The 25856-nt window shown below is 60.8% G+C and carries 25 protein-coding genes; 13 read left to right on the top strand and 12 right to left on the bottom strand.

The window, feature by feature from the left end:
• Nucleotides 1-2 precede the first annotated feature (2 nt).
• Nucleotides 3-1241, top strand: coding sequence for an ABC transporter substrate-binding protein (locus I6L33_RS04755; protein WP_216973636.1), 1239 nt, complete (start codon nt 3-5; stop codon nt 1239-1241).
• 72 nt (nt 1242-1313) lie between these two features.
• Here I6L33_RS04755 and I6L33_RS04750 read toward each other — a convergent pair whose 3' ends face one another.
• Nucleotides 1314-1505: a hypothetical protein gene (locus I6L33_RS04750; RefSeq protein ID WP_216973635.1), complete on the bottom strand. Its 192-nt coding sequence runs from the start codon at nt 1503-1505 to the stop codon at nt 1314-1316.
• Nucleotides 1506-1676: 171 nt separating this feature from the next.
• On the opposite strand from I6L33_RS04750, the gene tusA reads away from it, so the two are divergent.
• Nucleotides 1677-1922 (top strand): sulfurtransferase TusA, encoded by a 246-nt coding sequence (tusA, locus tag I6L33_RS04745; protein ID WP_005307416.1) that lies wholly within the window; start codon nt 1677-1679, stop codon nt 1920-1922.
• A gap of 21 nt (nt 1923-1943) precedes the next feature.
• Nucleotides 1944-2291 carry a RidA family protein gene (locus I6L33_RS04740; protein WP_005307413.1) on the top strand — a complete coding sequence of 116 codons (348 nt, stop codon included), beginning with the start codon at nt 1944-1946 and terminating at the stop codon, nt 2289-2291.
• A gap of 144 nt (nt 2292-2435) precedes the next feature.
• On the opposite strand, the gene I6L33_RS04735 is transcribed toward I6L33_RS04740, so the two are convergent.
• Nucleotides 2436-3092: an OmpA family lipoprotein gene (locus I6L33_RS04735; protein WP_005307410.1), complete on the bottom strand. Its 657-nt coding sequence runs from the start codon at nt 3090-3092 to the stop codon at nt 2436-2438.
• A 251-nt stretch (nt 3093-3343) separates the two neighbouring features.
• Between I6L33_RS04735 and I6L33_RS04730 the strand changes: the two genes are divergently transcribed.
• The gene (locus tag I6L33_RS04730) at nt 3344-5380 is read left to right on the top strand and encodes a bacteriohemerythrin (RefSeq protein WP_216973634.1); all 2037 of its coding nucleotides are present in this window, start codon (nt 3344-3346) and stop codon (nt 5378-5380) included.
• A 76-nt stretch (nt 5381-5456) separates the two neighbouring features.
• Here the strand turns inward: I6L33_RS04730 and I6L33_RS04725 are convergent, their stop codons facing one another.
• A complete protein-coding gene (locus tag I6L33_RS04725) occupies nt 5457-6038 on the bottom strand; it encodes a DNA-3-methyladenine glycosylase I (RefSeq protein ID WP_216973633.1) in 582 nt (193 codons plus the stop codon).
• A 209-nt stretch (nt 6039-6247) separates the two neighbouring features.
• On the opposite strand from I6L33_RS04725, the gene glyQ reads away from it, so the two are divergent.
• The 3 genes from glyQ to I6L33_RS04710 all read left to right on the top strand — a co-directional run bounded on the left by glyQ (nt 6248) and on the right by I6L33_RS04710 (nt 9982).
• Complete coding sequence (gene glyQ, locus I6L33_RS04720) at nt 6248-7171, top strand: glycine--tRNA ligase subunit alpha (RefSeq protein WP_005339464.1); 924 nt, start codon at nt 6248-6250, stop codon at nt 7169-7171.
• A gap of 9 nt (nt 7172-7180) precedes the next feature.
• Nucleotides 7181-9250, top strand: coding sequence for a glycine--tRNA ligase subunit beta (gene glyS / locus I6L33_RS04715; protein ID WP_201900368.1), 2070 nt, complete (start codon nt 7181-7183; stop codon nt 9248-9250).
• Between the two features lie 105 nt (nt 9251-9355).
• Nucleotides 9356-9982 (top strand): hypothetical protein, encoded by a 627-nt coding sequence (locus I6L33_RS04710; protein ID WP_201900370.1) that lies wholly within the window; start codon nt 9356-9358, stop codon nt 9980-9982.
• A 122-nt stretch (nt 9983-10104) separates the two neighbouring features.
• On the opposite strand, the gene I6L33_RS04705 is transcribed toward I6L33_RS04710, so the two are convergent.
• Both I6L33_RS04705 and I6L33_RS04700 read right to left on the bottom strand, forming a co-directional pair.
• Nucleotides 10105-10788: a hypothetical protein gene (locus I6L33_RS04705; protein WP_201900372.1), complete on the bottom strand. Its 684-nt coding sequence runs from the start codon at nt 10786-10788 to the stop codon at nt 10105-10107.
• A 206-nt stretch (nt 10789-10994) separates the two neighbouring features.
• Nucleotides 10995-11501: an AAA family ATPase gene (locus tag I6L33_RS04700; protein ID WP_201900374.1), complete on the bottom strand. Its 507-nt coding sequence runs from the start codon at nt 11499-11501 to the stop codon at nt 10995-10997.
• 565 nt (nt 11502-12066) lie between these two features.
• Here I6L33_RS04700 and I6L33_RS04695 point away from each other — a divergent pair.
• The 3 genes from I6L33_RS04695 to I6L33_RS04685 all read left to right on the top strand — a co-directional run bounded on the left by I6L33_RS04695 (nt 12067) and on the right by I6L33_RS04685 (nt 13716).
• Nucleotides 12067-12447, top strand: coding sequence for a hypothetical protein (locus I6L33_RS04695; RefSeq protein WP_201900376.1), 381 nt, complete (start codon nt 12067-12069; stop codon nt 12445-12447).
• A gap of 272 nt (nt 12448-12719) precedes the next feature.
• Nucleotides 12720-13127: a g-type lysozyme inhibitor gene (locus I6L33_RS04690; protein WP_201900378.1), complete on the top strand. Its 408-nt coding sequence runs from the start codon at nt 12720-12722 to the stop codon at nt 13125-13127.
• A gap of 112 nt (nt 13128-13239) precedes the next feature.
• Nucleotides 13240-13716 carry a DM13 domain-containing protein gene (locus tag I6L33_RS04685; RefSeq protein ID WP_201900380.1) on the top strand — a complete coding sequence of 159 codons (477 nt, stop codon included), beginning with the start codon at nt 13240-13242 and terminating at the stop codon, nt 13714-13716.
• A 71-nt stretch (nt 13717-13787) separates the two neighbouring features.
• Here the strand turns inward: I6L33_RS04685 and I6L33_RS04680 are convergent, their stop codons facing one another.
• The 6 genes from I6L33_RS04680 to norV all read right to left on the bottom strand — a co-directional run bounded on the left by I6L33_RS04680 (nt 13788) and on the right by norV (nt 20152).
• Entirely contained in the window at nt 13788-14087 is a 300-nt protein-coding gene (locus tag I6L33_RS04680) for a hypothetical protein (RefSeq protein WP_005307369.1), read from the bottom strand.
• A gap of 177 nt (nt 14088-14264) precedes the next feature.
• Nucleotides 14265-15485, bottom strand: a complete 1221-nt coding sequence (locus tag I6L33_RS04675) for an aromatic amino acid transporter (protein ID WP_005307366.1) — start codon at nt 15483-15485, stop codon at nt 14265-14267.
• A gap of 287 nt (nt 15486-15772) precedes the next feature.
• On the bottom strand, nt 15773-16990 hold the full coding sequence (locus I6L33_RS04670; RefSeq protein ID WP_216973632.1) for a 4Fe-4S binding protein: 1218 nt from the start codon (nt 16988-16990) through the stop codon (nt 15773-15775).
• A 121-nt stretch (nt 16991-17111) separates the two neighbouring features.
• Entirely contained in the window at nt 17112-17453 is a 342-nt protein-coding gene (locus I6L33_RS04665) for a DUF1971 domain-containing protein (protein ID WP_025202443.1), read from the bottom strand.
• Nucleotides 17454-17504: 51 nt separating this feature from the next.
• Nucleotides 17505-18671, bottom strand: coding sequence for an NADH:flavorubredoxin reductase NorW (gene norW, locus I6L33_RS04660; RefSeq protein WP_216973631.1), 1167 nt, complete (start codon nt 18669-18671; stop codon nt 17505-17507).
• Entirely contained in the window at nt 18668-20152 is a 1485-nt protein-coding gene (gene norV / locus I6L33_RS04655) for an anaerobic nitric oxide reductase flavorubredoxin (RefSeq protein WP_010635554.1), read from the bottom strand. Before norV ends, norW begins: the two co-directional genes overlap by 4 nt.
• A gap of 170 nt (nt 20153-20322) precedes the next feature.
• Between norV and norR the strand changes: the two genes are divergently transcribed.
• Nucleotides 20323-21849, top strand: coding sequence for a nitric oxide reductase transcriptional regulator NorR (norR, locus tag I6L33_RS04650; RefSeq protein WP_254204957.1), 1527 nt, complete (start codon nt 20323-20325; stop codon nt 21847-21849).
• A 78-nt stretch (nt 21850-21927) separates the two neighbouring features.
• Here norR and I6L33_RS04645 read toward each other — a convergent pair whose 3' ends face one another.
• On the bottom strand, nt 21928-22635 hold the full coding sequence (locus I6L33_RS04645; protein ID WP_216973630.1) for a GntR family transcriptional regulator: 708 nt from the start codon (nt 22633-22635) through the stop codon (nt 21928-21930).
• A gap of 284 nt (nt 22636-22919) precedes the next feature.
• On the opposite strand from I6L33_RS04645, the gene I6L33_RS04640 reads away from it, so the two are divergent.
• Together I6L33_RS04640 and I6L33_RS04635 are read left to right on the top strand one after the other, a co-directional pair.
• Entirely contained in the window at nt 22920-24506 is a 1587-nt protein-coding gene (locus I6L33_RS04640; protein ID WP_208201391.1) for an alpha-glucoside-specific PTS transporter subunit IIBC, read from the top strand.
• Between the two features lie 2 nt (nt 24507-24508).
• Nucleotides 24509-25828, top strand: coding sequence for a 6-phospho-alpha-glucosidase (locus tag I6L33_RS04635; RefSeq protein WP_302054592.1), 1320 nt, complete (start codon nt 24509-24511; stop codon nt 25826-25828).
• Nucleotides 25829-25856: the final 28 nt, after the last annotated feature.

Genomic DNA, 25856 nt, shown 5'->3' with positions numbered 1-25856 from the left:
TTATGAAGTGGTTGTCTTTTTCTGTCATCACCCTGCTCTCCCTGCCTGTAAGCGCCTCCCAAGTGGAGGTGCTGCACTGGTGGACGTCTGGCGGCGAGGCCAAGGCGGTGGAGGTGCTCAAGTCAGAATGGACCGAGCAGGGTAACCAGTGGAACGACTTCGCGGTGCAAGGGGGCGGCGGCAAGAGCGCCATGACGGTGCTGAAAAGCCGGGCGCTGGCGGCCAACCCACCGGAGGCGGCCCACCTCAAGGGGTTCGAGTTGCGGGAGTGGGCCGGACTCGGCTTCCTGCGCGATCTCAGCCCCATGGCCGAACACCTCGGCTGGTATCCCCAACTGCCGCCCATGGTGCGGGAGACTCTCAGCCAGAACGGCGCCCTGATGGCGGTACCGACCGGCATCCATCGGGTCAACTGGCTGTGGCTCAATCGCAAGATCTTCGAGCGCAACAAGCTGACCCCACCCACCAGCTGGGCCCAGTTCGTGACCGTGGCCGACCGGCTCAAGGAGAAAGGGATCACCCCGCTAGCCATCGGCAACGAGCCCTGGCAGCTGGCAGTGCTGTTCGAGACGGTGGCGCTCGGCGAGGGCGGCAAAGCGTTCTACCGCAAGGCGTTCGTGGAGCAGGACAGCGCCACTCTGACCGGTCCCGACATGGTGCGTGTGCTGACCCGCTTCCAGCAGCTGCGCGGCTATGTGCCGGAGAAATACGCCGGCCTGAAGTGGCACCAGGCCACCAACCTGCTGGAGAGCGGCGGCGCCGCCATGCAGGTGATGGGGGACTGGGTGAAGGGCGAGCTGAGCGCCGGCAACTATCGGCCAGGCGAGGATATCGAGTGCCTGCCGAGCCCCGGCAGCCAGGGGCTGTTCAGCTACAACCTCGACTCCATCGCCATGTTCAAGCAGCGGGATCCCGCCCAGCTGCAGGCCCAGGGCGAACTGGCCCAGCTGCTGATGACGCCGCGCTTCCAGCAGGAGTTCAACCGGGTGAAGGGTTCTATCCCGGCACTGGTCAAACCGGACATGAGCAAGTTCGACCGCTGCGCCGTGCGCTCCTACCAAGATTTCCTGCAGGCGGAGCAAGAGGGCAACCTGCTGCCCAGCATGGCCGAGGGGATGGCGACGCCGACCAACATGCGCCAGGCGATCATGGATGTGCTGAGCAACTTCTTCAACGACCCCAGAGCCAACCCGCAGCTGACCGCCCTGCATCTGGAGCGGGCCATGCGCTCGAGCCGCTGACGCTTTTCGCTACGGCCAGAAACGACAAAGGCGGATGAGATATCCGCCTTTGTCATTGTGAGAGTCTTGGGGTCAGGGTTGATCGTTTTCGTCCTCATCCTCGTCGTAGTAATCGCTGAGCTCGATCCAGAGCCCCAGTCCGATCATCACCATGGAACCGAACCAGGTGCCGGTGTTCCCGATCGGGCTGCCCATCACTATCATGGCGAAAGACAAGAACCCCATGCCTGCGTAGGCTTGTAATCTGCCGTAGGAGACCTGCATATTCACACCTCCTTGTTGAATATGGTTCAATTTTTATATTACTCATACGGCGGGGTGTGGGTAGGGCCGGATAACACTTTGGTTACATATGCTGTTGACAGCCTAGGTCGTTTGATTATTTTTTCGCCGTGAGTATCATTGGCAGCTGATTTGGTTGAAGGTTGATTATTGATGAGTGCTTTATTCTGCGACGCGACTCACGAGTTGGACGCAATCGGGCTTCGTTGTCCCGAACCTGTCATGATGGTGCGTAAAAAAGTGCGGCTGATGGCTGACGGGGAGACCCTGCTGGTCAGTGCCGACGATCCCTCAACCACCCGCGACATTCCCAGTTTCTGCCGCTTCATGGATCACACCCTGGTCGCCAGCGAGACAGAGCAGGCCCCTTACCGCTATCTGATCCGCAAGGGTCAATGAGCCACACTACCGGAGCAATCCATGCCAGCTATTACCCGAATCGGCACCACCCAGCGTTGGTCTGACGTGGTCATTCACAACGGCACCCTCTACGTGGTGGAAGTGCCCGCCACCGACACCGCCGATATTCACCAGCAGACCCGTGAAGTGCTGACCAGCCTGCAGCGCCTGCTGGAAGCCAATGGCTCCGGCGTCGACAAGATCCTGATGGCCAACATCTATCTCAAGGACATTGCAGACATCGCCGCCTTCAACGAGCAGTGGGATGCCTGGATTCCGGCGGGCACCGCACCGGTGAGAGCCTGTGTACAAGCCCGTCTGGCCCACGAAGGCTACAAGGTAGAAGTGCAGCTGACTGCGGCGGTCTAAGAGGTAGTTATCCCCTCATCCCCGTCCCTTCTCCCGCAAGGGGAGAAGAGGGCAAAAAACAAGGCGCCATTGCTCGCAACGGCCCCAATAAAAAGGCCCCGCCATCGCTGGCGGGGCCTTTTTCATGGCTGCGAACCGGGCCGCTTAGGCGGTCGGGGTCAGGGTGATGGTCACCCGACGGTTCTGGGCCTTGCCTTCGGCTGTGCTGTTGGTGGCGACCGGCTGATCCGGGCCCACGCCGCTGGTAGCGATGCGGCTGCCGGTCACACCCTGGCCGATCAGCTGGGCGGCGACGGCATCGGCGCGCTGGGCGGAGAGCTTCATGTTCAGCTCGCGGGAGCCGGTGCTGTCGGTGTGACCAACCACGTTCAGGCGGGTCTTGTCGAACTCGGCGACCACCATGGCCACGCCGGACAGGGTGTTGGCACCGGCGGCCTTCAGCTGGGCGCTGGAGCTGTCGAAGGTGACGTTGTTCGGCATGTTGAGGATCAGCTGATCACCGTTGCGGGTCACGCTGACGCCGGTGCCTTGCAGCTTCTCGCGCAGCTTGGCTTCCTGCACGTCCATGTAGTAGCCGATACCACCACCCAGCGCGGCGCCGGCGGCCACGCCGGTCAGGATCCCCTTCTTGCGGTCACCCTTGCTGGAGGAGAGCGCACCCACGGCGGCACCCGCAGCGGCGCCCGCCAGTGCGCCCCAGGCGCCCTTGGAGGTTTGGGACTCGCCGGTATAGGGGTTGGTGGTACAGCCGCTCAGGGCGACGGCCAGAGCAACGGCGGGAACGATTGTCTTGAAATGCATGAAAAACCTCTAAAAAAACCGACTCAAATCCAAAGAGGGCGCATTCTACCCCAGAGGTGTGCCAAGGTGTGACGTTATCAGCGTCACGCCCCTCTCTGCCCATGTCCCAGTATCCGCAGGCTGACTGGATGCCGCCTGAACCGGCAGCAGGAACCAGCTCGCCACCTTGACCTATCCCCTTGTTCAACGGACCAAATACGTCTCCATTGGCTACTATTGAATGCACCATCAATAGTGCTCAGGGGTCTCTCATGTCCGCACTGCTTCGCAACGTATCTATCCGGCACCTGCTGTTGAGTGCCAGCCTCATCATTCTGCTCACCATGGCGCTGGGCGGGCTCTGGCGCAGCAGCCTGACTGCCCGCCTCGGTGAGCTGCCCAACCAGCTCATTCTCAGCGCCAACGAACAGATCACCCTGCAGGAGCTGCGGTATCACACCACCCAGGTTCAGCAGTTCCTGACCGACGCCGCCGTCTCCGGCGAGATGGACTCCATCGGCGAAGCCGAGCAGCACGCCCAGGCGGCTCGCCAGCTGCTGGAACGGCTGCCACAATTGCAGGCGCCACTCACCCCGCTGCTGACCCGTCAGCTGGAGATCGGCAAGCGCATGGTGGACATCTATCTGAAAGAGGGGCGCGAGGCTGGCAACCAGCTGATGAAGCAGCCGAACGAAGGCTTCGATGCCCTCACCGACAACATCGCCAGCCAGGTCGCGGCCGTGCTGGAACAGCAACAGCAAGGGTTCAAGCAGCGGGAACAGGATATCCGTGCCCAGAGCCAGACCCTGCAGCGTCAGGACATGCTGCAGCTGGCCGTCAGCCTGACCGTCATCCTGCTGATGTTGCTGCTCATCTACCGCAAGACCGTCGGCCCGCTGCAGCATCTGATGGGCCAGCTGGTCGAGCTGGCCAACCACAGCCACAACCTCACCTTCCGGCTGCACAGCCAGGGCAAGGACGAGTTCGCCTATCTGGCGGAGGTGTTCAACCGCTTCCTCGGCAATATCGACAACCTGATCGGCACGGTACAACTGGTGTCGCGCAAGACCCACGACAAGATGGCGCTGCTGATGGCCCACTCCGGCAGCACCCTCAGCAGCATGCAGCAGGCCCAGCAGAATACAGACATGCTGGCGACCGCCATCAACGAGATGACCGCCACCGTCCACAACATCGAGCACAACACCGAGCAGGCCAGCCAGGACACCCTGCTGACCCAGCAGCAGGCCCACGACGGCCAGCGCCAGGTGAGCCAGACCATCACCCTGATCCGCCAGGTGGCCGACCACATTGAACAGTCCGCCGGGGAAGTCACCCAGCTGGATCAGGAGAGCACCCAGATCGGCAACATACTGCAGGTGATCCGCACCATCTCGGAGCAGACCAATCTGCTGGCCCTCAACGCAGCCATCGAAGCGGCCCGGGCCGGCGAGCAGGGTCGCGGTTTCGCGGTAGTGGCCGACGAGGTGCGCCAGCTGGCGACCCGCACCCAGGCCGCCACCGTCGATATCCAGCAGCGTATCGAGGCGCTGCAGCACAATACCCGCCATGCGGTGACCACCATGCACACCACCCGCAACGTGAGCGAACAGGCGGTCAGTCAGGCGGCGGGTACCGGCGAGACCCTGACCGCCATCGTCGAAGCCATCACCCGGGTCAACGACATGAATGGCCACATCGCCACCGCCGCCGGCCAGCAGGCCCAGGTCACCGAAGAGACCAACCGCAATGTGATGGAGGTCGCCAGCATCGCCCGCGAATGTCTGGAGCTGGCGCGCCAGAGCCGCAGCCACACCCGGGACATGAACCAGGCCAACGAGGAGATCGGCCTCATCAGCGATCAGTTCGACGTGAGCAAGGCTGGCTCAGCCAGCCAGGATCAGGAGCTGCTGCACTGGAACGAGGCCTTCATGGTGCAGGTGCCCAGCATGGACAACCAGCATCTGGGCTTGTTCGAGGCGATGAACCGGCTCTACCAGGCGGTGATAGACAAGAGCCCGGCCCAGCTGCGCAAACAGCGGCTCGACGAGCTGCTCAAGCTCGCCACCCGGCACTTCGCCGACGAGGAGCAGGTGATGGAGCAGGCGGGCTACCCCGAGCTGCGCCGCCACAAGCAGGAACACGCCCGGCTGCTGACGGAGCTCGACACCCTGATGCAGCGCAACGGCCCGGACGACGAGGAGTTCAACATGGAGCTGCTGGTGTTTCTCAAGAACTGGCTGCTCAACCATATCTCCAAGGTCGACAAACAGTATTCAGGCCCGCTGCGTCAGGCCGGGATCGCCTGACGGCCCCATGACAGGCGCCATGCCGATATGCAAAAGGGAGGCATCAGCCTCCCTTCTCTTTTACCTTGCACCCGCTTTATTGGCGCGCAGGCCCCTGCTGGCATTCGGCGTGGCAGGGGCAAGTGACCAGATGATCGTTCACCATCCCCACCGCCTGCATGAAGGCGTAGCAGATGGTGCTGCCGACGAAGGTGAAGCCGCGCTTCTTGAGCGCCTTCGACATGGCATCCGACTCCGGCGAGGTCGCCGGAATGTCGCCGTTGCCCTGGCGCTGGTTGACGATGGGGGCGCCGCCCACGAAGCCCCACAGATAATCGACGAAGTCGACGCCTTCGGCCTCCAGCGCCAGATAGGCGCGGGCATTTTTGATGATCGACTGCACCTTGAGCCGGTTGCGGATGATGCCGGTATCCTGCATCAGCCGCTCCACGTCCTGCTCGTCGAACTGCACGATGCGCAGCGGATCGAAGTCGGCATAGGCGCGATGGTAGCTCTCGGTGCGCTTCAAGATAGTGATCCACGACAGCCCCGCCTGCTGGCCGTCGAGGCAGAGCTTGGCAAACAGCTCGCGCGAGTCATGGACCGGCCTCCCCCACTGTTTGTCATGGTATTCGATGTATTCCGGGTCCTTGGTCACCCAGGCGCAACGCAACTCCATTCCCTCTCTCCTGTCATTTCATCCAATCCCCGGGGTCGATGCCAACCTGGGCGTGGGAGTGCCAACAACCCCTCCCGCCCAGGCCCGGCGCAGCGCCATCACATTAATCCGCTGTAATTTCGCCTATTATCCGACCATGCCAGACGGTATACTCCTTCGGTTCACATTCAGCAAATCTTGCTCTGATTTCATTTCGCGCGAAAAAAATTATGCAAAAATTCGATGTCAAAACCTTTCAGGGCCTGATCCTGCAGCTGCAGGACTATTGGTCCCGCCAGGGCTGTACCATCATTCAGCCGCTGGATATGGAAGTGGGTGCCGGTACTTCTCACCCCATGACCTGCCTGCGCGCCCTGGGCCCCGAGCCCATCGCCTGCGCCTACGTGCAACCGTCCCGCCGTCCGACTGACGGCCGCTACGGTGAAAACCCGAACCGCCTGCAGCACTACTACCAGTTCCAGGTGATCATCAAGCCTTCCCCCGACAACATTCAGGAACTCTATCTGGGCTCCCTGAAAGAGCTGGGCATGGATCCCGAGATCCACGACATCCGCTTCGTGGAAGACAACTGGGAAAACCCGACGCTGGGTGCCTGGGGTCTGGGTTGGGAAGTGTGGCTGAACGGCATGGAAGTGACCCAGTTCACCTACTTCCAGCAGGTTGGCGGCCTCGAGTGCAAGCCGGTCACCGGCGAGATCACCTACGGTCTCGAGCGTCTGGCCATGTACATCCAGGGCGTGGACAGCGTCTACGATCTGGTCTGGTCTGACGGCCCGTTGGGCAAGACCACCTACGGCGACGTGTTCCACCAGAACGAAGTGGAGCAATCCACCTACAACTTCGAACACGCCGATGTGGAGTTCCTGTTCCACTGCTTCGAGCAGTACGAGAAGGAAGCCCAGAACCTGCTGGCGCTGGAAAAACCGCTGCCGCTGCCTGCCTACGAGCGCATCCTCAAAGCCGCTCACTCCTTCAACCTGCTGGATGCCCGCAAGGCCATCTCGGTCACCGAGCGTCAGCGCTACATCCTGCGCATTCGCACCCTGACCAAGGCCGTGGCAGAGGCATACTACGCCTCCCGCGAAGCGCTGGGCTTCCCTATGTGCCAGCGCAGTGAGAACAAGCAAGGTTAAGGAACGGACATGGCACAACATACATTTCTGGTAGAGATCGGTACTGCTGAGCTGCCGCCCAAAGCCCTGCGCTCCCTGGCCGAAGCCTTTGCCGACAACTTCAAAGCCGAGCTGACCAAGGCCGATCTGGCCTTTGGCGACGTCGAGTGGTTTGCCTCCCCGCGCCGTCTGGCGCTGAAGGTGCACGCGCTGGCCGGCGAGCAGCCGAGCAAGAGCGTCGAGAAGCGCGGCCCGGCCGTGGCGCAGGCGTTCGATGCCGAAGGCAAGCCGACCAAGGCTGCCGAAGGCTGGGCCCGTGGCAACGGCATCACCGTCGAGCAGGCCGAGCGTCTGGTCACCGACAAGGGTGAGTGGCTGGTTCACACCGCCAAGGTCGAAGGCCGTCCGGCTAAAGAGCTGCTGGGCGAACTGGTCGCCTCCGCACTGGCCAAACTGCCCATCCCCAAGATGATGCGCTGGGGCGACAAGACCATCCAGTTCGTGCGTCCGGTCTTCACCGTGACCCTGCTGCTGGATGGGGAGCTGGTGCCCGCTCACATTCTAGGTATCGACTCTGCCCGCACCCTGCGCGGCCACCGCTTTATGGGCGAGAGCGAGTTCACCATCGACAACGCCAGCCAGTACCCGCAGATCCTGCAGGAGCGCGGCATGGTGATTGCCGACTTCATGGCGCGCAAGGCCAAGATCAAGGCTGACGCCGAAGCGGCCGCTGCCGCCTTCGGTGGCGTGGCCGATCTGGACGACGACCTGCTGGAAGAAGTGACCGCACTGGTCGAGTGGCCTGTGGTGCTGACCGCCAACTTCGAAGAGAAGTTCCTGGCCGTGCCGGCCGAGGCACTGGTGCACACCATGAAGGGTGACCAGAAGTACTTCCCGGTATACGACAAGAACGGCAAGCTGCTGCCGAAGTTCATCTTCGTCACCAACATCGAGTCCAAAGACCCGAGCCAGATCATCAGCGGCAACGAGAAGGTGGTTCGCCCCCGTCTCTCTGACGCCGAGTTCTTCTTCAAGACCGACCTCAAACAGACCCTGGCCTCCCGCCTGCCGCGCCTCGAAACCGTGCTGTTCCAGCAACAGCTGGGCACCGTCAAGGCCAAGGTCGAGCGCATCGAGACCGTCGCCGGCTTTATCGCCGAGCGCATCGGTGCAGACGTGGCTCAGGCCAAGCGTGCCGGTCTGCTCTCCAAGTGTGATCTGATGACCAACATGGTCGGCGAGTTCACCGACACCCAGGGTGTCATGGGGATGCACTACGCCCGTCACGATGGCGAAGACGAAGCGGTCGCCGTGGCCCTCAACGAACAGTACATGCCGCGCTTTGCCGGCGATGCCCTGCCGTCCGGTCTGGTAGCCTGCGCCGTCGCGCTGGCCGACAAGTTCGACACCCTGGCCGGTATCTTCGGCATCGGCATGCTGCCAAAAGGTGACAAGGACCCGTTCGCCCTGCGTCGCGCCGCCATCGGTGCCCTGCGCATCATGACCGAGAAGCAGCTGGATCTGGATCTGGTTGAACTGGTTGAAGAGGCGGTACGCGTCTACGGCGACAAGCTGACCAACCAAACCGTCGTCACCGACGTGGTCGACTTTATGCTGGGTCGCTTCCGTGCCGCCTATCAGGACGAAGGCATCGGTGCCGACGTGGTGCTGGCCGTACTAGCCCGCCGCCCGACCCGTCCGCTCGACTTCGATCGTCGCGTCAAGGCCGTCAGCCACTTCCGCACGCTGGATGCCGCACTGGCACTGGCTGCCGCCAACAAGCGCGTGAGCAACATTCTGGCCAAGGTCGAAGGCGAATTGCCGACTGCCGTCAAACCGGAACTGCTGGTCGATGCCGCCGAGAAGGCGCTGGCCACCCAGGTTGCCGAACTGCAAGCCGAACTGGCCCCGCTGTTCGCCGCCGGTGACTATCAGGCAGCCCTCACCCGTCTAGCCGCCCTGCGCGAGCCGGTCGACACCTTCTTCAACGAGGTGATGGTGATGGCCGACGACGAAGCCCTCAAGGCCAACCGTCTGGCGCTGCTGAACAACCTGCGCAACCTGTTCCTGCAAGTGGCGGATATCTCCCTGCTGCAGTGATTGAGGTTTGTTGGCTAGATAAAAAAACGGCGCCGAAAGGCGCCGTTTTTATTTATATAGCGCCATCACACCTATATAGTTAATTAAAAATTCATGGGGGCGCATATGGTCAAGCTATCTTCCGAGTTAACGAAACTTTTCAGAATCACAAATGATGACATTTCTATATATTTAGAAAATAATTCTGGATTTTATGGGTTACATGAATCAAGAATTAGCAGCTTACTGTTAGCACAGTTAACCAATGCGATAAAAAATAGGAAATTCAGTTCTTTTGCAGTTACGGATTTAATGCAGGCAATAGACAATGTAAGCAATCGGCGTGTCTTAGAAAAAAGATTCAAACATCCCCCATTGCAAGGGCTTTATAAAGCCCATTTTATAACCCCCGCATTTATCATGAGAAATCTAATAAATGAGTGGGGGCTACATTTTGAAAACAGTAAAAAACTTGAGGCCCTTTGCAATAAGATAGTTACGGAAGATGAAATGAATCCATCAAAGCATGGGTGGCAAGATCGATTCGCGTATGAGTTTGTCATTGAGGGCTATAGACATAGAGCCCAAAAGAACAACATCACAGGTGAATGGTTGATTTACTCAAAGTATAAAGGAATGAATATTTTTCTATGCTTGGCATCTCACTCCTCTACAACTCAAGACGATTTGCTTATATATGAAATGATGATGCGCTTCTGCGCGAAAGAATTCCCCTTCTTGTTCAAGACGTAGACCAATATTAACGATAACTATTTACCATGGTTATCGTTCTATGATTAACTATCACGCATAATAAAATACAAACTAACAAGAAATAATTTAGCTGCATTTTATAATGCTTTGAGCTTAACTATTTACTCTTTATTTATGATGGTTGCATTTTTGATTTCAACCTGCCTTAGATAGAACTCCGGACCATGTAATCCATCGTAAGTTTTCCCTTTATAAACCATAAAGCAACATATAACAGCCGCAAATACAAAAACAATCATCTGAAAAAAAATTTCTACGAATCTTTCAGATTGATTGCTCAAAGAAAAGAAACACAATATAAACCATATAAAAAGAGTAAAAACAGCCACCCATTGATTTATCTTTGATACTGAATATCGCCTTGGCCCAGTTATATGTCTATCGATGAAATGTTTTTCATCTGGCCGCTGAAGATAAGACTTATACAATGGACCAGTTACCGAGTCTTCCAGTAGATCAAGATGATTTTCCCAATTCTCCTGCCAATATTTACTTCCTTTATTTGCTGAGAACCATGCAAAAGTAAAGACAAAGCCAGCAGATGATATAATAGTAAGGAAAAGCCCCTTTCCATCCGAAATACTTGATGACGAGACAGCAAAATACCCAGCAAATGCAACAGCAATTAGAGCCCAAAAATATGTTGCTCTTTTCCAATATAATTCTATTTCAAATTTTCTAATGTCTGACGCTTGAAGAAATGCTGCTTGAAGCAAAGGTGAATGCGGATTATTTACTTCAAATTTATCTATATATTCCTTTTTACTATATCGTGTATTTTCCATATATAACCCGTTCGATTAGAATTAAATCCCTCTATTGTATTACTTTATTATCAAACTCCATACCAATTTATGATTTGATCGGTAGATGCCTATCTCCTAGGTTCGATTTGCCGCTAGGTGTAATCGGACATTCGCGTAAATGGGCTCTCCCGCCATAACCGCCATCAAAGCCTCTCATTCGTCCGATGACGCTACGCTAATCGAACCTACGATTCCTGTGCCAACGCAGCGACAATCTTTTCCACGCCCTGGGCTACCGACAGGGTGGCGCTGTCCAGTATCAGGCGCTCACTGTCCCAGGGTTGATAGTCGCGGTTGATCACCGCCTGCCAATCCGGCAATGCCAGCCCCTCGATATCCACCGTCCGGTTTTCGACCCGCTCGCGGTGCAGCTTCGGATTGGAGCAGACCACCTCGACATCGAGACAGGGCACCCCGACCGAGCGGGCGATCTCGTGGTAAGCATCCCGGGTGAGCTGGATGGGGTTAACGGAATCCGTGATGACGATCGAGCCAAGTGCCAGGTTTTCTCTGGCCAGCCCATAGGCAACGAAATAACCGGCCGGCCCCATCTCGTTATCCCCCTGCTCAGCGGCACGAATGGCCTGCTCTATGGTATCAATGCGCAGGTAGACGGCCCTCAACCGCCGGGCTAGGGCTCGCGCGATAGTACTTTTTCCGCTGCCCGGCAAACCACTGAAGATGATCAGCATGTTCCATTCCCGTGATAAAAGAAGACCCGAGCCATAGGGTATCGGATTGTCATCGCGCCCACAGCATCTTGTTCAGGGCTGCATGGGATATGCCCGCCAGTGGCTTCTCTTGCTCGACAGCCGTCATCGAATATGCGCGAATATAAGCCTGCCTCTCTACCGATCATCCAAATTCATATGCAGGCTGGCTGATGGATAGCAATAACCACCAAAGATATTTGGTACGCCCCATTTCTCGTTATTGTACCTCATCAATCAAGCCGTGATTTCTGCCAAAACATGGCTAAATATAAATAACAAAGCATTAAAAATGGATTGTTTTGTATATCCAGCCATCTTTAACACCATCGCGACAATGAAAAATGGTGACACCCACATTCAAAAACAAACCATTGAAAATCAATAAGTTATCACCCAATCAAAATAAGCAACCCAAACAATTAAATTGAAAAAAGATATATAGCATCAATATCAGACTTATCTGAATTAAATAGGCATGGCCTTTTCCATCTCTCCATTTTAATTTCCGCCATTCACCTGAAACACACAGATGGAGATGTGTAGAATGATAATGAAACAGAAGTTCGTGATGTTGGCCGCCTTGTCCACCCTGATGTTATCTACCAGTGCCTTGGCCACTTACCGGGTCGACGTGCAGTGTCTTGATCGGGTCATCTTGACCGATGTGCATGCCGGCTATATCAAATCGGCCAGTGGCGGCCCCGACGCCGGCAATGCGGTGGTGATTTCATGGGAAAAGAATTATGAGCAGGGCAGCACGAGCTTCCATGTCTTCAAGAACCTGAATGATTACCCCGGCAGGGGCATGTTCGAAATGGCCCTGCTGGCGCTGGAGCGCGGCCTGCCGGTCAGCGCCTGGGGCAATGATGCCCAGTGCTCCGGCGGGATCCATCAGCTGAAGATCACCCGTAGCTTCAACCCCTAATCCTGTCCGCGCACTGATTCGTGCGATAAATGGAGTGAACACCAAGCCGGGCCAGTCAGCTGCGCCCGGCTTAAACAACCCGCGCGACCGTCGCTTGCCTTGCGCTGCAACATGCGAGGATAGGGTCGCCAGGTATCTCACCCGTTCGCGTCACATCTGCCCCATCGACACATCTGACCCGACCACCACCCGGATAGCCAGTCCGCCGATTTAGTCATATCTTGTCAGGGCGGCTCTGCCAGGGTGACAGGGCCCCTTCACGAGGTGCAACGATGAAACGAGCAATCCAGGCCGCCCTGCTGGCCGTCACCATGGCCGCCGCCGGTGCGCAGGCCGCCGACAAGATCACCACGGTCCCGGTGCAGTTTGCCAAGGGGGCCCACAGCGCCCAGCTCAAGGGCAGCTTCGCGGGCTACGACACCATCCATTACACCCTGGTGGCCAAGGCGGGCCAGACCATGACGGTCAAGATTGGCGGCAGCAGCAACGCCAACTTCAACGTCTTCGCCCCCGGTGCCCAGCCCGGTCAGGCCGAAGCTCTGGGCCGCAACGATGGCGATGGCCAGTGGCAAGGCGCCCTGCCCGCCTCCGGCAAGTACCTGATCCAGGTCTATCAGATGCGCGCCTCCGCCCGCCGTGGCGAGCAGGTCCCCCACACCCTGGCGGTCAGCATCCAGTAAGCCCCACCAACGCGATGCCCGAGCAACCACCGTTATGCCCCCCTCCCGGGCTGGGCATGACGGCGGCCTGCTGGTAGGGTGGAGCCATCAATTAATCAACGACCGAGGTTTTATGCAACGCAAGACCCTGGCCCTGCTGCTGGCCAGCCATCTGCTGGTGGGCGCCGCCGGCTTTGCGGCCGGCATCTATGCCCTGCCGATCCTGATCGCCCCGCCCGCCCCCGCCAACGAGCAGGTTGCCGCCCGGCAGGCCCAGGCCAGCTTTCATGGCTCCTTTCGCCGGGATCTGCAAGACAGCGACCGGCTGCACTGGGGTGAGGGGCAGGTCAGCATAGGGCCCGATGCCATCAGCCTGATGGGCAAGCTGGCGCCGGGCCCCGACTACCAGCTCTACCTGTCGCCCACCTTCGTCGAGACCGAGGCCGACTTTGCCCGCCTGAAGGAGAAGATGGTGAAGATCGGGCCGGTGAAGACTTTCGACAACTTTATCGTCCCCCTGCCTGCCGATGTGAATCCTGCCGATTACGACAGCGTGATCATCTGGTGCGAGACCTTCGGCCAGTTCATCACCGCCGCCCGCTACCGCTAGCCATGCGGTCGGTTGCCGACCCCCATAAAAAAACGGCGCCGCAAGGCGCCATTTCGTCTCTGTCTGCTGCATCAGCCCGGCGGAAAATGGCCGCCAATGCTGATTACGCTAACCTGCTGCAGGGTGCTGTTGATGGTAAAGGCGACCCTGTGCTCCTGACTGAGGCGGATCGTGTAGATCCCCTTGTGCTTCCCGCCCAGCTGTTCGTAGTGCATGTCGCCCACCTTGTCGGCGGCGTTCTTGGGGTCCGTGCCTCGTACTATCTCCCGCCGCCACTCGTGGTACTTGCTCATGGCCGACGCCGTCACGGCTACGTGCTTGTCCTTGTTGTAGAGGATGCGAGGTTGCGAATCATCGATAGTCCATGCCATAGCCAGCTCCTATTTTTGGCTCCAAAAAGAACCAAACTATAGTGCACACCCGCCAGCCGGCCAGCCCGCCCAACCCCAACCTGTCTGTCTGAGTCACAATCTGGCATGTAAAACGGCGCCATCAGGCGCCGTTTTTTGTCGCAGCCTGCCGCGGCAGACCGGGTAAATTCAGCCCCTTCAGCCGGTATAGACCGGCAGCAGGCCCGCCATGTTGAGCAGGTGGAAGGCAGCGGTCAGCACCCCGAACAGGAAGACGCCGACGATCATCGGCATGCCGCCCGGTGCGCGGAAACCCTCGTCCTTGCCCTCCTGCTTGCCGGCGCGCACCTTCCAGGCCAGCAGGGCCGGGATGATGCAGGTCCACAGGGTGGCCACGGCGCCCGCGTAGCCGATGGCCATCAGGAAGCCGAACGGGAACAGCAGGGAGAGCAGCAGCGGCGGCAGGAAGGTGGCGGCCCACGACTTGGCGCGGCCCTGGCGGCTGTTGTCGAACTTGAACAGATCCGCCAGATAGTCGAACACCCCCAGCCCCACCCCGATGAAGGAGGAGAGGATGGCGGCCATGGAGAAGGCGTTGAGGGCGCTGGCGACCGCCTCGGATTCAATCACCGAGGCCAGCGCCTTGAGCAGCACGTCGACGTTGCCGCCCTGCGCCACCACGGGCCCGAACTCGCTGCGCGGCAGGTTGCCGAACACGCTCACCAGCCAGATGAGATAGAACAGCAGCGCGATGGCGGTGCCGCCGAGGATGGCGTAGCGGGCACGGCGCTCTTCACCGTAGTAGGCGCGCATGGACGACACCGAGTGGTGATAGCCGAACGAGGTGAGCGCCACCGGCAACATGGCCAGCGCATAGGGGGCATAGCTGGCGTGCTGGCTCAGAGTGTCGAACAGCAGGGTCGGCTTGATGTTGATGGAGAGCCCGGAGATGCCGAACACGAAGCTGAGTCCCATGGCGATGACCAGCACTACTGAGATGCGATCCACCGCCCGGGTGGAGTGCCACACCAGGCCGGAGAAGCCCAGGGTAAACAGGATGGAAGCCCACTGGCTGCCGATGCCGGTCATGCCGTCTATGATGAGGCCGGCCGAGGTGATGTAGGCGTAGAGCAGGATGCCGCCGACGAAATAGACGGTGAGGTTGTTGAAGGCGTTGACCTTCTCCCCCAGCAGCTCACGGGTGACGGTATCGAACGACACGCGCAGCGGATAACCCTGATAGGACTCCAACAGCATCCAGCCGGAGACTGTCATCACTATCATGGTCAGGGTGATGGCCAGTACCGACCAGAGGGTCCAGGCACCCGCCCCCGCACTCGGCAAACCCAGCATGCCAGCCCCGACACAGACGCCGGCAATGATGCATGCCCCGCCCACCAACGATGGTTTCTGTCCCATTTACTTCTCCAAAGACGATTGTGGATCTGATCGCGACCGCGGACCGTTGCATTTGCTACGCCGGTTGTCATGGTAGATCGCGCTCATCTAGGTGCCGGCGCCCGGCGCTGGCTGCTTCGAAGGGGAAGCGAGGTGCGCTCAGGGCTGACTGCCGGTCCGGCACGGCTGCAGAGCCGCCATGTCGGGGAAGGGACTTTACCCTGCTCCCCCTCAGGTATCAAATTCGGGTGCATTTTCAGGCAGCCCGGCCCCCCTGGGCAGACCGCCTTTGACCGGCGTGTCGGTATTCAATGGGTCAACTGCGGCAGCAGTTGCAGCAGCTGGGTCCGCACCTCGAGCGGCGTCTGGCTGACCCAGATCCCCAGCAGGCCATAACAAAGCAGTGGCAACACCAGCAGCAACAGGCAGAGCAGCCCCAGCAAGCGTGGAGGACTGAGCCTGCGCCGTGGCGTGCCAAGATGCAGCGCATCGGCCCGCTTGGGGCAGGCGGCCACGCAGCTCAGGCAGCTGGTGCACTCGAGGCTGCGCACCGCGATGAGCTGGTGTACCTGGATGCGCGACGGGCAGGCCCGGCTGCACTTGTCACAGTCGTGGCCTGCACTGCGCAGGCAGCGGGCCGGGTCGCGGCGGATGCGCAGCGGTGTCAGCAGGCCGAGCAGGGCGAGCCAGGCGCCATAGGGGCAGAGGTAGCGGCAGAACCCTTGCCGGAAGGTGGCGGTGAGCAGCAGCACCCAGCAAAGGCACAGACCCGAGATCAGAGTCAGGTTGAAGAAGAAGGCCCCCATCTTCATGTCCGCCGCCTGATGGTAGGGGCTGGTGAAGTAGCCGGGCAGGGCGGCGCCTGGCACCGCGATCAGCACGATGAACAGCAGGAAAGCGAGCACCATGAACTTCTGGCTGCGCAACACGACATCGAGCCAGCACGGCGGGGTCCACTCCCCCGGCAACAGGCGACTGCGCAGGCCGTGCAGCCACTCCCCCACCAGCCCGAGCGGGCAGAACCAGGCACAGAACGCCCGCCCCAGCAGCAGAGCCGACAGCGAGAGCACCAGCACTGTCACGGTGGCCGCCGGATGGTGCGGATCCACCAGCCCCTGCCCAAGCCAGGCCCGCAGCCCGAGCCCGCCGGCGATGGGCAGGAAGCCGTCCACCACGTCTGGGCGTACCAGCCAGGGGCTCATCCCCTGCCCCAGCTGCCAGACATGCAGGCCGTACTGCAGCGTCACCAGCCCCCAGCAGAGCAACAGCAGCTGGCGCGTGCGCGCTCGCAGCCGCTGACCGTCGAGCGCCTCGAGGGCGGGCAGCGGCCGCAGGTAGTGCCAGAAGGCAAGCGCGCCGGCCACCAGCCCCACGCCGAGCCAGAGCAGGCTGTCCGCCGCCAGCAGCCAGAGCATGAGCAGCAGGCCGAGGGCAAGACGCCACGGCCAGCCCGATCGCGCCTGCCACGCCAGCAACACCAGATAGGCCAGGCCGGCGGCCATGGTCACGGCTTCGATCACGCTCATGTTTCCCTCACTGCCTTATCCACCACTGGCGGCAAGGATAACGGACATCTGAGTTGACCATTTTGATCTGCATGGGCAGAGAGGGACATTTGCGCCCAATGCCCCTCCCCATGGTTGAACCTTATGCCTTGCGGCTGTTGAACAGCGGCTGGTCGGATTCGGCCTGCTCGGCCCAGAAGTGGATGTTGAAGCGGGCATCCTCCGACAGCTCGACCCTGTGCCAGTACTGGGGCGGGCTGATGGCAAACTCCCCGGCCCGGATCACCAGGCTCAGCTCAGGCTCTTCGGCCTGCTCGTCGGCAAAGCCGTGATAGGTGACGGTGCCCTCCATCACGCAGAGCTGGCCGAACACCCCGGCCGCGGTGTTGTGGTGGGTGAGCAGGGCCTGGGGCACATTCTGGCGGGTGAAGAAGGGGGTGGAGCGGCGCACTACCCAGTGAGACGGAATCAGTTGCATGGCCATATCAGTTCTCCTCGAGTGGCCGGGTCGACTCGGCCGGTGCAATGAAAGGGGTTAACGGGGCAGCTGACGCAGCAGCGGGAAGGCGGCGCTCATCTGGTCGCCCCCCACCACGAAGCCGCACAGCTCGCCGGCTTCATCACGCGCCTCGGCCACCATGCCGTGGCTGTTCCAGCGGCACTGCCAGACAAGATCTTCACCCCGGGTACGACCCGCCAGTTGCAGCGGGTAGCGCGGCGTCTTCACCTTCACCAGCATGGGGGGCAGAGACAGCGCGGTCGGCGTGCCGAGCAGGGTCTTGGCCAGCGCATTGGCCCCCAGCACTATGGGTTGCAGGAAGGGGAGCAGCTGACCCTGCCATTGCACGCAATCCCCCAGCGCGAAGATATGGGGGTCGCTTGTCTGCAGCCGATCGTCGACCCGGATGCCACGCTCCACTGCCAGCCCGGCCCCGCGGGCCAGGGCCAGATTCGGCCGCAGGCCGATCGCGGCGATCACCAGATCCTGCTCGCTGACGCCCCCGTCTGTCAGGGTGACGCGCCAGCCATCGCCCGGCTGGGAATCTATCCTGGCGAGACCTGTCCCGCACTGCAGGCTGACCCCCTGGCTGCGCAGCGCCTGTTGCAGTGGCTGAGTCAGGGTGGCGGGCAGCAGGGCGCTTAAGGGGCTGTCGGCCAGGTCCAGCAGGGTGACCTCGCGGCCATCGCTCGCCATGTCCATCGCCAACTCGCAGCCGATGAGGCCGGCTCCCAGCACCAGAATGCGGCGGGCCTGCTGGATTGCCCCCTCGGCGGCGGCATACTCCTGCTGGCTGTTGAGGGTGACCAGATGCTCGCTGCCCGGCAGCTCGGGGCGTACCGCACTGGCACCGGTGGCCAGCACCAGCTGGCCATAGGGGAATTCCCCCTGCTCGGTCAGTACCAACCGCCGGGCTGGGTCGATACCGAGCACCGGGCAGTGGGGCAGCAGCGCGATGCGCTGCTGCTCGGCAAAGTCGCTGCCACTCTGCCGGGTCATGGCCGCGGCGGCGCAGCCCCGGCTCACCACGTGGCTCAAGTCCGGCTTGTTGTACTCGTCGCCGCTGTCGGCGGTGATGAGGCGGATGGGCTGCTCGGTGTCCAGCTTGCGCAGGCTCTTGACCAGCTGCTGGGCGGCGAAACCGCTGCCGATCACCACTATTTCCCGGCTGATGCCGACGTCACTCTGCGTTGCTGCGTTCATACACAGGCCTCCACGGCACAGGGTTCAAATACCTCCTTGCCGATGCCGCAACCCGGGCAGAGGAAGCTGTCCGGCACCTGGGCCCAGGGGGTGCCCGGCGCAACCAGCTGATCCGGCTCGCCCTGGGCCGGGTCGTAGACCCACTGGCAGACGGTGCAGAGCATGGCCTGGTCGTCATCCCACTCGGCGACAGCCGCTGCGGCTTTCGGCTCAGCAGCGGGCATCAGGGGGGCAGGTGTCACCGCCGCCTGAGTGGGGGTGATCGGGCGGGGCGCGTCCAGCGGATGCAGCGCCCACTGACGGGCGAGCTGGCGGCCGTGCTCGCGGCATTCCGCCAAGGCGGAACCATCCGGGCGCCACTTGGCCTTGAGGGAGATGCTGATGTCAAAGCCCGCATCCATCAGCCGGGTCTGGATCCGATCCACCGCACCACCTGTCCAGCCGTAGCTGCCGAAGGCCGAGGCACGCTTGTTGCGAAAACGCAGGCCGGTGATCTCTTCGAGCATGCCCGCCACCTTGGGCATCATGACGTTGTTCATGGTGGAGGAGCCCACCAGTATCCCTTTGGAGCGGAACACCTGGGTCAGGATCTCGTTCTTGTCGTGGCGCGCCACGTTGTAGATCTTCACCGCCACGCCCGGATCCACCTCGTGGATGCCCTGGGCGATGGCGTCGGCCATCATGCGGGTGTTGTTGGACATGGAGTCGTAGAAGAGGGTGATACGATCTTCCTGATAGTGGTCGGCCCACTCCAGGTATTTCAGGATGATCTGGGTGGGGTCCTCGCGCCAGACGATGCCGTGGGAGGTGGCCACCATGCTCACCGGCAGGTTGAAGCCCAGCACTTCCTTGATCTTGGCGGTCACCAGCGGGCTGAAGGGGGTGAGGATGTTGGCGTAATAGCGCTGGCACTGCTCCATCAGCTCGGTCTGATCCACTTCGTCGTTGAACAGGTGCTCGTCGCAGTAGTGCTGGCCGAAGGCGTCGTTGGAGAACAGCACCGCATCCTCTGTCATGTAGGTCATCATGCTGTCGGGCCAGTGCAGCATGGGGGTCTCGATAAATACCAGCTGCTTGCCGTTGCCGATGTCCAGGCTGTCCCCTGTCTTGACCGGGTGGAAGTTCCACTCCGGGTGGTGATGATGGCCAGTGATGGAGTCGATGGCGTTGTGGGTACAGTAGATGGGGGTGCCGGGGATGCGGGCCATCAGCTCGGTCAGGGCGCCGGCGTGATCCTCCTCGGCGTGGTTGATCACCACATAGTCGATGGCGGCGAGATCGATCTCGGCCGCCAGGTTCTGCACGAACTCGCGGCTGAACTTGTGATCGACGGTATCGATCAGCACGTTCTTCCCTTCGCGGATGAGATAGCTGTTGTAGCTGGTGCCCTTGTGGGTCTTGTACTCGGTACCGTGGAAGTCGCGTACCTCCCAGTCCCGTTGGCCGACCCAGTGGATGTTGTTCTTGACGTGAATGCTCATCAGGCAGTTCCTCGAATGCAATAGTGTATGTTCGACTGAACCAGCTATTGCAGCGGACGTGCCAATATGTAACTTGTTGTTTTTAATGGATACATATATCTATCATTGTCATTTAGACAGCCTCTCTTTATAGTCAAAATCACAAACACACTGTCATTTGGACAATTATCGTGATCTCGACCGACAGCCTGGCGCGCATCGCCCTCGACCTGCAACTCGGCATCTCCCATCAGGACCGCTTTCACCGCCTGATCCAGAGCGTGCGCAGCCTGCTGAACTCGGATGCCTCGGCCCTGTTGCGCTACGAGGGGGGCCAGTTCATCCCGCTGGCCATCGACGGCCTGATGCAGGACGTGCTGGGGCGCCGCTTCGCCCTCAAGGATCACCCGCGCATGGAGGCCATCGCCCGCGCCGGCGACGTGGTGCGCTTCCCCGCCGACAGCAGCCTGCCCGACCCCTATGACGGCCTGCTGCCGGATCACGACGACTTCAAGGTGCACGCCTGCGTCGGCCTGCCGCTGTTCTCGGATCAGGCACTCATCGGCGCGCTGACCATAGACGGCATGAACCCGACCCAGTTCGACGCCATCAGCGACGAGGAGCTGCGGCTGGTGGGCGCCCTGGCCGCCGCCGCCCTCAACAATGCCCTGCTGCTGGAGCGGCTCGCCCGCCAGAGCAGCGAGCCGCTGGTCCCCGGCACACGGCCCGGCCCTGAGCAGCCGGAGATGATCGGCCAGTCCCCCGCCATGGCCCGGCTGCGCCACGAGATCGAGGTGGTCGCCAGCTCGGAGCTGAACGTGCTGATCCTGGGGGAGACCGGGGTCGGCAAGGAGCTGATCGCCAAGGCGGTGCATCGCGGTTCCCAGCGTGCCAAGGCCCCGCTGGTCTACCTCAACTGCGCCGCCCTGCCCGAATCCGTGGCCGAAAGCGAGCTGTTCGGCCACGTGAAGGGGGCCTTCACCGGCGCCATCCACAATCGGGCCGGCAAGTTCGAGCTGGCGGATCAGGGCACCCTGCTCCTCGACGAGATCGGCGAGCTCTCCCTGCCGCTGCAGGCCAAGCTGCTGCGGGTGCTGCAATACGGCGATCTGCAGCGGATCGGTGACGACACCCCGCTCAAGGTGAACGTGCGCATCCTGGCGGCCACCAACCGGGATCTGAAGCAGGCGGTGGTCGAGGGGCAGTTCCGGGCCGACCTCTACCACCGGCTGAGCGTGTTCCCGATCCACGCCCCGGCGCTGCGCGAGCGCCCCGGCGACATCCCCCTGCTGGCCGGTTATTTTTGTGAGCGCTGCCGGCTCAGCCTGGGGCTGGAGCGGCTGCGCATCCAGCCACAAGCGCTGCAACTGCTCGAGCGCCACGACTGGCCCGGCAACGTGCGCGAGCTGGAGCACGCCATCCACCGCGCCGCCGTACTGGCGCGGGCCGAACAGGGCAGCCAGGCCCCGACCCTAGCCAGCCATCACTTCAACCTGGCGGCCGGCCCCCTGCCCCCCTCCACCAACCCCGCCATGGCGCCAATGACCCCCTTGCCCGGCGGCCTTGGCCTGCGGGCCGCCACCGACGCCTTCCAGCTCGCGCTGATCGAGCAGACCCTGGCCGCCCATGACGGTAACTGGGCCGCCACCGCCCGCACGCTGGAGCTCGACGGTGGCAACCTGCACCGGCTCGCCAAGCGGCTCGGCCTCAAGGCCTGAAGCGCCCATTCAGGGCCATCAAACAAAAACCCCCTCGCTGGCGAGGGGGTTTGCATACGCAGCAAGATGCGGGTCAGGCTAGCCGCGGGCGCGGCGCAGGTGGTAGTCGACGTGATAGTCGTTGGCATTGCGGAACATGATGGAGTAGTTGAGAAACTCGCCGTTCTCACCGTATGAGAGCGAGGTGAGCCGCAGGATGGGCGCCCCCTGCTCGATGTGCAGCAGCTCGGCCATGCGCCGGTCGGCCAGCACGGCTCTGAAGCTCTCGTAGTTGCCGGCGATGGGGAGCTGGCACTCGTTCTCGATGTAGGCGAACTTGGAGCCCTCCAGATGGGCCACCGAGAGGGTGCGAAACAGCCGCACCGGCATGTAGCTCTCCTCCACCAGCAGGGCCCGGCCGTCGACCGAGCGCACCCGGTTGGAGAAGTAGACCGGCTCGTTCACCTTGATCCTGAGCTGGCTGGCGATGGCGGGTGGGGCCGGCATGGTGCGAAACTCCAGCACCTCGCTGGTCAGGCTGCGGCCCTGTTCACGCATCAGCTCGGTGAAACCGCTCAGCCCCTTGGTCTCGTGCTGCACATCCTTCTTGGTCACGTAGGTGCCGCTGCCGTGGCGCCGCTCCACCAGCCCCCACTCGATCAGCATGTCCACCGCCTTGCGCACCGTCATCCGCGATACCCCGAACTGACTCGCCAGGGTTTTCTCGCTCGGCAGGACATCCCCCACCCGGCAATCCGCCCCGTTGACCCGGATACGCAACCGATCCGCCACCGATTTGTAGATCACTGCTAGACCTCTCTTTACCCAGCCGGGGTGGCGACCCATTTGCTCGCCTTTATTTCAACCAGCTGAAAATAAACAATTTTAAATTCAAATAACCCGATAAAAACGTCACAAAAACAAGACGTACAACAATATCGCAAAATTTAGATCTCTTTGTCTAAATAAGAGCATGCGCCGGATCACATAACCACCACATATTTCATGAGGGCCTGATCGCTTGTTGTTAGGTTCAATTCAGCAACACGACAACAGAAGTCAGACAATTCTCTAATAAAAAGGGACGCTATATGCTCAGTCAAATTCAACGTTTTGGCGGGGCAATGTTTACGCCTGTATTACTGTTTCCATTCGCAGGTATGGTGGTAGGCATTGCAATCATGCTGAAAAATCCCATGTTCGTGGGAGAGATGCTGGCCAATCCTCAGGGACTGTTTTTTCAAATAGTTCATATTATTGAAGAGGGTGGCTGGACGGTATTTCGAAATATGCCGCTGATATTTGCCATCGGCCTGCCAATCGGGCTGGCAAACAAGGCTCAGGCCCGCGCCTGCCTCTCCGTGCTGGTCAGCTTCATGACCTGGAACTACTTCATCAATGCCATGGGGATGACCTGGGGCGACTATTTCGGGGTCGACTTCAACCAGGCGGTGGGTGGCGAGAGCGGGCTGGCCATGGTGGCCGGCATCAAGACCCTGGACACCAGCATCATAGGTGCCATCGCCATCTCCGGCATCGTCACCGCCCTGCACAATCGACTGTTCGACCGGCAGCTGCCGGTCTTTCTCGGCATCTTCCAGGGCAGCTCGTTCGTCACCATAGTCGCCTTCTTCGTGATGATCCCCTGCGCCTGGCTGACCCTGCTGGGCTGGCCCAAGGTGCAGATGGGCATCGCCTCCCTGCAGGAGTTCATGCTGGTCTCCGGCCCGCTCGGCGTCTGGGTTTACACCTTCCTTGAGCGGATCCTGATCCCGACCGGCCTGCACCACTTCATCTACGGCCCCTTCATCTTCGGCCCGGCCGCGGTGGAAGGCGGCATCCAGCTCTACTGGGCCCAGCACATGCTGGAGTTCAGCCAGAGCACCCGGCCGCTGATCGAGCTGTTCCCCCAGGGCGGCTTCGCCCTGCACGGCAACTCCAAGATCTTCGGGGCCATGGGGATTGCACTCGCCATCTACGCCACCGCCGCCAGGGAGAACAAGGCCAAGGTGGCCGGCCTGCTGATCCCGGCCACCCTGACCGCCATGCTGGTGGGGATCACCGAGCCGCTCGAGTTCACCTTCCTCTTCATCTCGCCCCTGCTGTTCGCCATCCATGCCCTGCTGGCGGCCACCATGGCGACCGTGATGTACCTGTTCGGGGTCGTCGGCAACATGGGCGGTGGTCTGCTCGACCAGTTCCTGCCGCAGAACTGGATCCCCATGTTCCACAATCACGCCGGCATGATGTTTACCCAGATTGCCATCGGGCTGACCTTTACCGGGATCTGGTTCCTGATATTCCGCACGCTCATTCTGAAATTCAATTTGAAAACCCCTGGGCGGGATGAAAGCGAAATAAGACTTTATTCCAAGGCCGATTATCAGGCCGCCAAAAAACAGCGTGGCCATGATATTGCCGGCCATATTCTGGCGGCACTCGGTGGCTCTGGAAATATCAACAGCCTGAACAACTGTGCCACCCGGCTGCGCATATCGCTGCGTGATGCAGGCCTGGTGGCACCAGATGATGCTTTCAAACAATTGGGTGCCCACGGCGTGGTCCGCCACGGTGACAGCATCCAGATCATTATCGGTCTGCATGTCCCCCAGCTGAGGGAAAACATGGAGAGCCTGATGAACAACCCCTCCTCCTCTTCTTTCGTAACGGAGTCATGATCATGAAAAAATTCTCTGTCGTCATTGCCGGCGGTGGCAGCACCTTTACCCCGGGCATCGTTCTCATGCTGCTGGAGAACCAGCACCGCTTCCCGCTGCACGAGATCAAGTTCTACGACAACGATGGTGCCCGCCAGGAGGTGATCGCCGAGGCCTGCCGCGTCCTGCTCAAAGAGAGAGCCCCGGACATTGCCTTCAGCTATGGCACCGACCCCAAGGCGGCCTTCAGCGGGGTGGACTTCGTGATGGCCCACATCCGGGTCGGCAAGTACCCCATGCGCGAGCTGGACGAGAAGATCCCCTTGCGCCATGGCGTGGTCGGCCAGGAGACCTGCGGCCCGGGCGGCATCGCCTACGGCATGCGCTCCATCGGCGGCGTGCTGGAGCTGGTCGACTACATGGAACAGTACTCGCCGGATGCCTGGATGCTGAACTACTCCAACCCGGCCGCCATCGTGGCCGAGGCGACCCGTCGCCTGCGTCCCCACGCCAGGATCCTCAACATCTGCGACATGCCCATCGGCATCGAGGGACGGATGGCCCAGATCGCCGGCCTGCCGTCACGCAAGGAGATGCGGGTGCGCTACTACGGCCTCAACCACTTCGGCTGGTGGACCCGCATCGAGGATCTGGCGGGCAACGACCTGATGCCGGCCATCAAGGCCCACGTGGCCAAACACGGCTATGTGCCCAAGCAGGCCAGCCACGCCGAGGCCAGCTGGAACGACACCTTCGCCAAGGCCAGGGACGTCTGGGCCCTTGATCCGGACACCCTGCCCAACACCTATCTGAAGTACTACCTCTACCCGGACTATGTGGTGTCCCACTCCAATCCGGAACACACCCGCGCCAACGAGGTGATGGAGCACCGCGAGAAGCAGGTGTTCAGCGCCTGCCGCGCCATAGTGGCGGCCGGCAACGCCGCGGCCGGCGAGCTGGAGATCGACGAGCACGCCTCCTACATAGTGGATCTGGCCACCGCCATCGCCTTCAACACCCAGGAGCGGATGCTGCTGATCGTGCCGAACCGGGGCGCCATCCCCAACTTCGACCCGGAGGCCATGGTCGAGATCCCCTGCCTGGTGGGCAGCAGCGGCCCCGAACCGCTGCAGGTGGGCAACATCCCGCTGTTCCAGCAGGGCATGATGGGTCAGCAGGTGGCCGTCGAGAAGCTGGTGGTGGAGGCATGGATCGAACGCTCTTATCAGAAGCTGTGGCAGGCGATCACCCTCTCCAAGACGGTGCCGAGCGCCTCGGTGGCCAAAGCCATCCTGGACGACCTGATCGCCGCCAACCAGGAGTACTGGCCGCCCTTGCAATAAACGCGGGCCAAACAAAAACCCCCTCGCT

This window comes from Aeromonas sp. FDAARGOS 1403 (genome assembly GCF_019047325.1).
Lineage (GTDB): Bacteria > Pseudomonadota > Gammaproteobacteria > Enterobacterales > Aeromonadaceae > Aeromonas > Aeromonas dhakensis.
This window is presented reverse-complemented; position numbering and strand designations above follow the sequence as displayed.